The organism is Pseudomonas sp. X4 (assembly GCF_040784925.1).
Classification (GTDB): Bacteria; Pseudomonadota; Gammaproteobacteria; order Pseudomonadales; family Pseudomonadaceae; genus Aquipseudomonas; species Aquipseudomonas putida_Z.
Genome location: NZ_CP160798.1, coordinates 3083002 through 3092500, shown reverse-complemented (window position 1 = coordinate 3092500; position 9499 = coordinate 3083002). Strand labels below are relative to the sequence as shown.

12 protein-coding genes (1 of these 12 cut by a window edge) are annotated in these 9499 nt (G+C 63.4%); 7 read left to right on the top strand and 5 right to left on the bottom strand.

The window, feature by feature from the left end; genetic code table 11:
- A protein-coding gene (locus tag ABX298_RS13730) for a CoA-acylating methylmalonate-semialdehyde dehydrogenase (RefSeq protein WP_367393231.1) crosses the window boundary here: on the bottom strand, positions 1–69 show its start. The gene continues 1425 nt to the left of window position 1, outside the view; the window shows 69 of its 1494 coding nt (coding positions 1–69); it begins with the start codon at positions 67–69; its stop codon lies off the left edge, out of view.
- Between the two features lie 73 nt (positions 70–142).
- Positions 143–1489, bottom strand: coding sequence for an aspartate aminotransferase family protein (locus ABX298_RS13725; protein ID WP_075044513.1), 1347 nt, complete (start codon positions 1487–1489; stop codon positions 143–145).
- Positions 1490–1607: 118 nt separating this feature from the next.
- Between ABX298_RS13725 and ABX298_RS13720 the strand changes: the two genes are divergently transcribed.
- From ABX298_RS13720 to ABX298_RS13700, 5 genes are all read left to right on the top strand, one after another.
- Positions 1608–2525: a LysR family transcriptional regulator gene (locus ABX298_RS13720; RefSeq protein WP_025337589.1), complete on the top strand. Its 918-nt coding sequence runs from the start codon at positions 1608–1610 to the stop codon at positions 2523–2525.
- 90 nt (positions 2526–2615) lie between these two features.
- Entirely contained in the window at positions 2616–3278 is a 663-nt protein-coding gene (locus ABX298_RS13715; protein WP_003257076.1) for a TetR/AcrR family transcriptional regulator, read from the top strand.
- 9 nt (positions 3279–3287) lie between these two features.
- Positions 3288–3872: a YigZ family protein gene (locus ABX298_RS13710; RefSeq protein WP_016484768.1), complete on the top strand. Its 585-nt coding sequence runs from the start codon at positions 3288–3290 to the stop codon at positions 3870–3872.
- A 369-nt stretch (positions 3873–4241) separates the two neighbouring features.
- Positions 4242–4928, top strand: a complete 687-nt coding sequence (locus tag ABX298_RS13705; RefSeq protein WP_286100985.1) for an SDR family oxidoreductase — start codon at positions 4242–4244, stop codon at positions 4926–4928.
- An 86-nt stretch (positions 4929–5014) separates the two neighbouring features.
- On the top strand, positions 5015–5962 hold the full coding sequence (locus tag ABX298_RS13700) for an adenosine deaminase (RefSeq protein ID WP_075044511.1): 948 nt from the start codon (positions 5015–5017) through the stop codon (positions 5960–5962).
- A 31-nt stretch (positions 5963–5993) separates the two neighbouring features.
- Here the strand turns inward: ABX298_RS13700 and ABX298_RS13695 are convergent, their stop codons facing one another.
- The gene (locus ABX298_RS13695) at positions 5994–6707 is read right to left on the bottom strand and encodes a helix-turn-helix transcriptional regulator (protein WP_013970739.1); all 714 of its coding nucleotides are present in this window, start codon (positions 6705–6707) and stop codon (positions 5994–5996) included.
- Positions 6708–7194: 487 nt separating this feature from the next.
- On the opposite strand from ABX298_RS13695, the gene ABX298_RS13690 reads away from it, so the two are divergent.
- Positions 7195–7392, top strand: coding sequence for a hypothetical protein (locus ABX298_RS13690; protein ID WP_075044510.1), 198 nt, complete (start codon positions 7195–7197; stop codon positions 7390–7392).
- On the opposite strand, the gene ABX298_RS13685 is transcribed toward ABX298_RS13690, so the two are convergent.
- Both ABX298_RS13685 and ABX298_RS13680 read right to left on the bottom strand, forming a co-directional pair.
- Positions 7343–8524, bottom strand: coding sequence for a multidrug effflux MFS transporter (locus ABX298_RS13685; RefSeq protein ID WP_075044509.1), 1182 nt, complete (start codon positions 8522–8524; stop codon positions 7343–7345). The two genes, ABX298_RS13690 and ABX298_RS13685, sit on opposite strands and share 50 nt — an antisense overlap.
- A gap of 194 nt (positions 8525–8718) precedes the next feature.
- Positions 8719–8916: a cation transporter gene (locus tag ABX298_RS13680; RefSeq protein WP_317410217.1), complete on the bottom strand. Its 198-nt coding sequence runs from the start codon at positions 8914–8916 to the stop codon at positions 8719–8721.
- A gap of 145 nt (positions 8917–9061) precedes the next feature.
- Between ABX298_RS13680 and ABX298_RS13675 the strand changes: the two genes are divergently transcribed.
- Complete coding sequence (locus ABX298_RS13675) at positions 9062–9448, top strand: hypothetical protein (protein WP_046616857.1); 387 nt, start codon at positions 9062–9064, stop codon at positions 9446–9448.
- The last annotated feature ends 51 nt before the right edge of the window (positions 9449–9499 follow it).

Genomic DNA, 9499 nt, shown 5'->3' with positions numbered 1-9499 from the left:
GAAGACATCGGCGGTGCGCTCACCCTTGGTAACCAGTTCGCCGTGGATCAGGTGCTGAACAATGCTCATGCAAAACTCCAGATAAAGAAGGTTGAGGCAGGCGCGCGATGTGTTCACGCGCCTGGCATCAGAATCGGAAAGATCAGTCGATCAGGTTCAGGGTTTCGCCCACTGCGTCGAACAGGCGGTCCAGTTCCTGCGGCGTGGTGTTGAAGGTTGGGCCGAACTGCAGGGTGTCGCCACCGAAGCGTACATAGAAGCCTGCCTTCCACAGTTTCATCGCCGCTTCGTACGGACGCACGATGGCATCACCGTCGCGGGCAGCGATCTGGATCGCGCCGGCCAGGCCGTAGTTGCGGATATCGACGATGTTCTTGGTGCCCTTCACGCCATGCAGCAGCTTCTCGAAGTGCGGCGCCAGCTCGGCGGCGGCCTGCACCAGGTTTTCCTTCTGCAGCAGGTCCAGCGCGGCGATACCGGCGGCGCAGGCTACCGGGTGGGCCGAGTAGGTGTAGCCATGCGGGAATTCCACGGCGTACTCCGGGGTCGGCTGGTTCATGAAGGTCTGGTAGATCTCGCTGCTGGCGATCACCGCGCCCATCGGGATGGCGCCGTTGGTCACCTGCTTGGCGATGCACATCAGGTCCGGGGTCACGCCGAAGGCTTCGGAGCCGGTCATCGCGCCCATGCGGCCGAAGCCGGTGATCACTTCGTCGAAGATCAGCAGGATGTTGTGCTGGGTGCAGATTTCACGCAGGCGCTTCAGGTAACCCTTCGGCGGCGGCAGTACACCAGCCGAACCTGCCAGCGGCTCGACGATCACGGCAGCGATGTTGGAGGCGTCGTGCAGCTCGATCAGCTTGAGCATCTCGTCAGCCAGGGCGATACCGCCCTCCTCCGGCATGCCTTTGGAGAAGGCGTTCACCGGCAGCACGGTGTGAGGCAGGTGGTCGACATCCAGCAGCTGACCGAACAGCTTGCGGTTGCCGTTGACGCCACCCAGGCTGGTACCGGCGATGTTCACGCCGTGGTAGCCGCGAGCACGGCCGATGATCTTGGTCTTGGTGGCCTGGCCTTTCAGGCGCCAGTAGGCACGCACCATCTTCAGCGCGGTGTCGGCACACTCGGAACCAGAGTTGGTATAGAACACATGGTTCAGGTCGCCCGGGGTCAGCTCGGTGATCTTCTCGGCCAGCTGGAACGACAGCGGGTGGCCGAACTGGAAGGCCGGGGAGTAGTCCAGGGTGCCGATCTGGCGAGCCACCGCCTCGGTGATTTCCTTGCGGGTGTGCCCGGCACCGCAGGTCCACAAGCCGGACAGGGCATCGAAGATCTTGCGCCCCTGGTCGTCGACCAGGTAGTTGCCTTCGGCCGCCACGATCAGGCGTGGGTCGCGCTGGAAGTTGCGGTTGGCGGTGTAGGGCATCCAGTGGGCATCCAGCTTGAGCTGGCTGGCGATACCGGCGGTAGCGGTTTCGGGCATGTTCATCGGCGGTTCCTCGGAAGACGATTAGGCAACGATGGATGTTGTTGCAGCTAAATTGGCACGGCGATAAAGTCTGAAAAAGCCAACATTTCTAATCTTCAGACAGGCCCTGACTAAACTAATGAGCCGACGCCCCGATCCACTCGCCCAAGTCAGCGATTTCGACATCCGCCTGCTGAAGATCTACCGCAGTGTCGTCGAGTGCGGCGGTTTCTCGGCCGCGGAAAACGTACTGGGCATTGGCCGTTCGGCCATCAGCCAGCAGATGAACGACCTCGAGCAACGCCTGGGCCTGCGCCTGTGCCAGCGCGGCCGCGCCGGGTTCTCGCTGACCGAGGAAGGCCGCGAGGTCTACCATTCGGCGCTGCAGCTGCTCAGCGCCCTGGAAAGCTTCCGCACCGAGGTCAACGGCCTGCACCAGCATTTGCGTGGCGAGCTGAACATTGGCCTGACCGACAACCTGGTGACCTTGCCGCACATGCGCATCACCCATGCCCTGGCCGAGCTCAAGGACCGCGGCCCCGATGTGCGCATCCAGATCCGCATGATCGCGCCCAGCCAGGTCGAGCATGGCGTGCTCGATGGCAGCCTGCATGTCGGCGTGGTGCCACAGACCAGCCCGCTGTCGGGCCTCGAGTACCAGCCGTTGTACAGCGAGCGCTCGCTGCTGTACTGCGCGGTCGGCCACCCGCTGTTCTATGCCGATGACCAGCAGATCGACGACGACCGCCTCAACAGCCAGGAAGCCATCACCCCCACCTTCCGCCTGCCGGCCGAAATCCAGGCGCATTACCAGGCGCTGAACTGCACGGCCAGTGCTTCGGACCGCGAAGGCATGGCGTTTCTCATCCTTACCGGTCGCTACATCGGCTACCTGCCAGACCACTACGCCACGTTCTGGGTGCAGCAAGGCCGCTTGCGTGCCCTCAAGCCCCGGCAACGCTTCTATGACCTGAGCCTCAGTTGGGTAACGCGCAAGGGACGGCGGCCGAACCTGGTGCTGGAAAGCTTCCTCGAAAGCCTGGCTGCGACACGCTGATGCCAGTCTGTGCCGCAAACGCTTGTCACTTCGGCGCAGGCAGGTAATCTTGTCCGACAGCCGCAGCCACTGACCCGTACGGAATCGTCCATGACCCTAGAAGTCCCTGCGCATCGCCTCTCCGCCTCGGGCAAGCCCGCGGGCCGCATCCGCCAGAAGAACGAACAGGCCATTATCCAGGCCGCCGAAGACGAGTTTGCCCGCCATGGTTTCAAGGGCACCAGCATGAACACCATCGCCCTCAAGGCGGGGTTGCCCAAGGCCAACCTGCATTACTACTTCACCAACAAGCTGGGCCTGTACATTGCCGTACTCAGCAACATCATCGAGTTGTGGGACAGCACCTTCAACGCCTTGAGCGTCGACGACGACCCGGGCGAAGCGCTGAGCCAGTACATCCGCACCAAGATGGAGTTCTCCCGGCGCAACCCGCAAGCCTCGCGGATCTTCGCCATGGAGGTGATCAGCGGCGGCACCTGCCTGAGCGAGTACTTCAGTGCCGACTACCGCGAATGGTTCCGCGGCCGCGCCGCGGTGTTCCAGGCCTGGATCGAAGCCGGCAAGATGGACCCGGTCGATCCGGTGCACCTGATCTTCCTGCTGTGGGGCAGCACCCAGCACTACGCCGACTTTGCCACCCAGATCTGCCAGGTAACCGGCCGCAGCCGCCTGACCAAGCAGGACATGGAAGACGCGAGCAACAATCTTATCCACATCATTCTGAAGGGCTGCGGCATCAAGCCGGCTGCCTGATCGTCATTTATGCCTTCTACCCTGCTCGACCTCTGCGAATACCGCGAGGAAATCCGCAAAAGCCGCTTCATCACCCTTGCCGGGCCGATCAGCAGTGCCGCCGACGCGATGAGTTTCATCGAACGCCACAGCGACCTGGCCGCTACCCACAACTGCTGGGCCTGGAAGCTTGGCGCCCAGTACCGCAGCAGCGATGACGGCGAGCCTGGCGGTACCGCGGGGCGGCCAATCCTCGCGGCCATCGAAGCGCAGGACTGCGATCAGGTAGTGGTGCTGGTGATCCGCTGGTACGGCGGTATCCAGCTGGGCACCGGCGGCCTGGCCAGGGCCTATGGCGGCGGTGCCAACAAGTGCCTGCAACAGGCACCCAAGCGGCTGCTGGTGCAGCGCAGCGAATTCACCTGCAGTTGCAGTTTCAGCGAACTGGCGCTGGTGAAGCTGCGCCTGGCGGAGGTTGACGGCCTGGTCCTGGATGAGCAGTTCACCGCCAATGGCGTGGACCTGTTGATTGCACTGGGTGACGCCCACCTGGCGCCACTGCAGCAGCAGTTGGCCGACTTGAGCCGCGGGCGCATTCTGCTCGAAGCACGCTGAACATTGCCCACAGCAACTGTGGGCCGGCCTGTGGATAAGCTTGGGGCACTCGCTTGCAGGCGGCATTACTCAAGGCCTGCAGAGCCTTGATCATATTTTGATCACCATTTGATGACAGCCGCAAACCGTTGATGCTCCTGACGTTATCCCCAGGCTCACACCCTGCGTAGCCCTGCACAGCCACCTGCGCTTGCACACAATAACTGTGGACCAGCTTGTGGATAACCCGTGCGCCAACAAGCCGAAGGCCACGCCGCACAAGGGCCTGAGGCAACTGGTGATTTTTCGTACAACCTACGACAAGGCGCCCGGCACCACAGTGCATTATCCTCAATACCCTTCTTCGAACCGATCACGGAGCGCATCGACATGGCTAACGCTAAAACCGCACTTATCATCGGGGCCTCGCGCGGGCTGGGCCTGGGCCTGGTGCAACGCCTGCACGAAGACGGCTGGAACATCACCGCCACCGTGCGCAACCCGCAGCAGCCCGGCGCCCTGGCGGATGTATCCGGCGTGCACATCGAACAGCTGGAAATGAACGACACGGCCCAGCTCGATGGCCTGAAGCAACGCCTGCAAGGCCAAGTGTTCGACTTGATTTTCGTCAACGCCGGGGTCATGGGCCCCCTGCCGCAGGACCTGGAGGCGGTACAGAACAAGGACATCGGCGACCTGTTCATGACCAACGCCGTGGCACCAATCCGCGTGGCCCGCCGCCTGGTCGGCCAGGTACGCGAAGGCAGCGGCGTGCTGGCCTTCATGAGCTCGATCCTGGGCAGCGTGACCATCCCCGATGGCGGCGAAATCTGCCTGTACAAGGCCAGCAAGGCGGCCCTGAACTCGATGATCAACAGCTTCGTCGTCGAGCAACAACGCCCCGACCTGTGCGTGCTGGCCATGCACCCGGGCTGGGTGAAAACCGACATGGGCGGCGAAAACGCCGAGATCGACGTGCTGACCAGCACCCGCGGCATGCTTGAACAGATCAAGGCGCAAAGCGGCAAGGGCGGCCTGCGCTTCATCAACTACAAGGGCGAACCCTTGGTCTGGTGATTCACCAGGTCGCAGCCTGGCCGGGCGCAATGCCCGGCCAGGCTCTGTAGAATGGCGGCAACCGTACCTGATCGAGATGACCCACCATGTATGACTGGTTGAACGCCCTGCCCAAGGCCGAACTGCACCTGCACCTGGAAGGCTCGCTGGAGCCCGAGCTGCTGTTCGCCCTGGCCGAGCGCAACAAGATCGCCCTGCCCTGGGCCGATGTGGAGACCTTGCGCGGTGCCTATGCCTTCAACAACCTGCAGGAGTTCCTGGACCTGTATTACCAGGGCGCCGACGTGCTGCGCACCGAGCAGGACTTCTACGACCTGACCTGGGCCTACCTGCAACGCTGCAAGGCGCAGAACGTGATCCACACCGAACCGTTCTTCGACCCACAGACCCACACCGACCGCGGCATCCCCTTCGAAGTGGTGCTCAACGGCATCAACCAGGCGCTCAAGGACGGTCGCCAGCAACTGGGCATCAGCAGCGGCCTGATCCTCAGCTTCCTGCGCCACCTCAGCGAAGATGAGGCGCAAAAAACCCTCGACCAGGCCCTGCCGTTCCGCGATGCGTTCATCGCCGTTGGCCTGGACAGTTCGGAAATGGGCCACCCACCGAGCAAGTTCCAGCGCGTGTTCGACCGCGCCCGCAGTGAAGGCCTGGTCGCCGTTGCCCATGCCGGCGAGGAAGGCCCGCCCGAGTACATCTGGGAAGCCCTGGACCTGCTGAAGGTCAAGCGTATCGACCACGGCGTGCGCGCCATCGAGGACGAGCGCCTGATGCAGCGCATCATCGACGAGCAGATCCCGCTCACGGTGTGCCCGCTGTCGAACACCAAGCTGTGCGTGTTCGACCACATGAGCCAGCACAACATCCTCGACATGCTCGAGCGCGGCGTGAAGGTCACGGTCAACTCTGACGACCCGGCCTACTTCGGTGGCTATGTCACCGAAAACTTCCACGCCCTGCACACCCACCTGGGCATGACCGAAGACCAGGCCCGTCGCCTGGCCCAGAACAGCCTGGATGCCCGGCTGGCCTGAGTGACCTGACCGCGACATGACAGTGTCGCGGTCAACCGACCTGCAACGTCGGCACGCGGGCAATGCGATTGATCTGCTGGATACCCAACGCAGAAATATGCAATGCCCGCGAGTCCTCGGCCTCGCGCATCCAGCCCGATTGCAGGAACAGCCGGAACAAGGCCTGCCCCAGTACGCCACCCAGGTGCGGTCCCTGGTCGTTCCACTCGGTACAGCGGCAGATCACACAGCCACGTTGCTGATGCGGCGCCAAGGCATCGATGTAGACCCCGACCAAAGCCAACTGCGTCCGCCCCTCCTCGCTTACCATCAGCTGTCGACCACTCCCCTCCAGCCAGCCGGCCACCACCAGACGGTGATACAGCTCACCGGCCAGTTCCCCGCCCAGATGATCGCCACAGCGCCGCGCCCTGCGTATCGACATGGGCAGCGGTGATACCGGCGCCTTGGCCCGCTCCCCCCTGGCGCTCTCCAACTGGACACTGGCCAGCGCCTCGACCGCTGCCCCGACTTGCGGGGTGGCCAGCCGGAAGTAGCGCTTGCGCCCCCGTGCTTCATGCCGGAGCAAACCGGCCGATGACAACAACGAAAGGTGAGCGCAAGCCGATGACGAGGTCAGGCCTGTCATTACCGCGAGCTCGTTGGCCAGCCGCGGCGTGCCATCGATCAATGCCCACAACATGGCACTGCGCTTGGGGTCGGCCATCAGGCTGGCAATCTGGCTGATACTGCTGGCTGCGTTCATGTCCCTGTAACTCCCTGCAAGTTCACTGTGTGGATGCGATGGCCACCCTTGGCAGGGAAGCGCCTCTCGCTGGCACTGGCCTGGTTCGCCAGTATAAGCCGCAAAAAACGCCATTCAGGCAGCGCCGCGCAGTGGCACCACCGGTTATAAACCACTGGGTATGCCTACCCATGGCAAGCAGTGAAACAGTGCGTGAAAGCTGCCCGGACCGCGCGGGCAAGCAGCCCGGCACCCATGGCAGGAGCACGAGAACGACGGGCGGAAAAAACACCGGATGCAACTTCGGACGCGGCCGACAACCAATTTCCACAAGTAGCGCAAGCCAAAGCGAAGGTTCCACGTGCTTGCGGGCATTGCACCCCACGCAGGAAAAAACATGTAGAAACGTTCTTGCCGACCGTCAGTCAGGACACTGATTCAGGTCATGGCAGGCAGAAGGTGCAGCGCTACACTTCATCCGCTCTCCCCCCTTTGGAGGTATGCCGCGATGAAAATTGTCGTCAGTGCGTCGAGCCGAAACCCCGCCTGCCCCTGGCAGGTCCAGCTCGATCAACACGTGGTCAGTTTCCGCAGCGAGGCCGAGGCGCGTGCCTTCGTCGCCACGTTGGAAACCCGCCTGCAGGCACCTCACCCGCTTATGCGGGAGCCTTGGCCGGCAAGCGTCGGGTCAGCAGCGCGACACTGACCACCAGCGCCCCGCACAGGCTGATCACCAGCGCCATCGGCACCGCACTGCCATCATGCAGCAGCCCGACCAGCGCCGCTGCGCCGGCGGCGACGCTGAACTGCAGGCAGCCCATCAGCGCCGAGGCACTGCCAGCCCGCGCGCCCTGCCCGCTCATGGCACAGGCAGAGGCGTTGGGGATGATGCAGCCGAGGCTGGAGATGCAGACGAACAGCGGTACCAGCAGTGGCCACAGCTGTGTTGGCCGCAGTGCCGCCACGCCCAGCAACGCCAGGCCCGCAACCAGGTACAACCACACCGCACGCGCCAGCAGGAACGCCGGCCCGCGCTTGGCCAGCAGGCGTGCATTCACCTGCGCCACCAGGATAAAGCCGGCGGCATTGGTGCCGAACAACCAGCCGTAATGCTCGGCTGGCACGCCGTAAAGCTTGATGAACACGAAAGGTGAACCGGCGATGTAGGCAAACATGCCGGCGATGGCGATACCACCGGTCAGGGCATGGCCGACGAACACCCGGTCAGCGAACAGGCGCAAGTACTGGCGCAAGGCGCCAGACAGCGGTTGCCGCGGTATGTGCTCGGGCAGGCTTTCCGGCAGGCCCAGGCTGACCGCCAGCAGGCAGCCGGCGCTGAACAGGCTCAGGGCGAGGAAGATCGATTGCCAGCCGGCCACGTTCACCAGCACCCCGCCCAGCATCGGTGCCAGGATCGGCGCCAGGCCCATGACCAGCATCAACTGCGAGAACACCTTGGCCGAGGCCACCGGGTCGCACTTGTCACTGACGATGGCCCGCGACAGCACCATCCCGGCGCAACCGCCCAACGCCTGGACGAAACGCGCCAGCACCAGGGTGTCGAGGTTGGGGGCATAGGCACAGGCCAGTGACGCCAGGGTGAACAGGGTCACCCCGAACATCAGCGGCTTGCGTCGGCCAAAGCGGTCAGCCACCGGCCCGTAGGCCAGTTGCCCGATGGAGAGGCCAAGGAAGTAGGCGGCCAAGGTGGCCTGGACGTGTTTTTCATCGGTGGCGAACGCCTGCGCCATGGCCGGGAAGGCGGGCAGGTAGAAGTCGATCGCCAAGGGCCCGAACGCACTGAGTGCGCCCAGGATGAGCACCATTCGCAGGTTCATCAGGAATCCATAGCAGGCTAAGCAAGTGCTCGATTCTACCTGCTGTGGGCCCTATCGACATGAAAACATTTGCAACAAATCCAAGGGCTGCCGCGGTCCCTGTGGGAGCGGGCGTGCCCGCGAATCAGGCGGCGCGGTGGATGGCACCGGCGGCGCCGGTGTTCGCGGGCACGCCCGCTCCCACAGGCAAGTGTTCAGGCTACGTCGGCCTGATAACCCTCATCGCGAATGGCCGTGAGGATCTGCTCCTGAGCCAAGTCGCTCTGCACCCGTACCTGCCTGGCTGCCAGGTCGACCTCCACCTTGGCCGCGGCATCCTGCTCCTGCACCGCCCGGGTCACGGCTTTCACGCAATGGCCGCAGGTCATGCCTTGTACATTGAACACTTGCATGGGGGTTACCTCCTTCAGGTTTTCCACGAGTCTCAAGCTTGCCATCGGGGCAAGGTCAAGATCTGTCGACAACAGCCGGGGTGGAAATCCGCGCGCGCGTCGGCCAAGCTGCGCCTTTGATGATCACGCAAGCAGGAGATTCTTCATGTTCAGGGCAGCATTGGGCGTCGTAGGGCTATTGAGCACGCTGGCTGCAGTGCCACCGGCCAGTGCCGAGGGCAACTCGGACTACAGCGTGCTGATCATTTCCCGGGAGCGCCTGGAAGTGGCCACCAGTTGCGAAATCGGTATCTACCTCAACGACCAGCTCTCCGGGCGCGTGTTCCAGGAGCAGTCCACCTCGTTCAACCTGCCGCCCGGCCCGGTGGACGTGCGCCTGCGCCTGCTGCCCGGGCAAATGCCCGGCTGCGCCGCGGGTGTCGAGGACCAACGCAGCACACGACTGAACCTGCAGGCGGGCCAGATCAACAAATACCGCATCGCCATGGGGCAATATGGGCTGGAGTTGAAGCGAGCCGGCCTGGGCTATTGACCTTACCTGCGTGGCAAGGTTGATGCTGGAGGCCTGTCCAAGGAGGAGAGC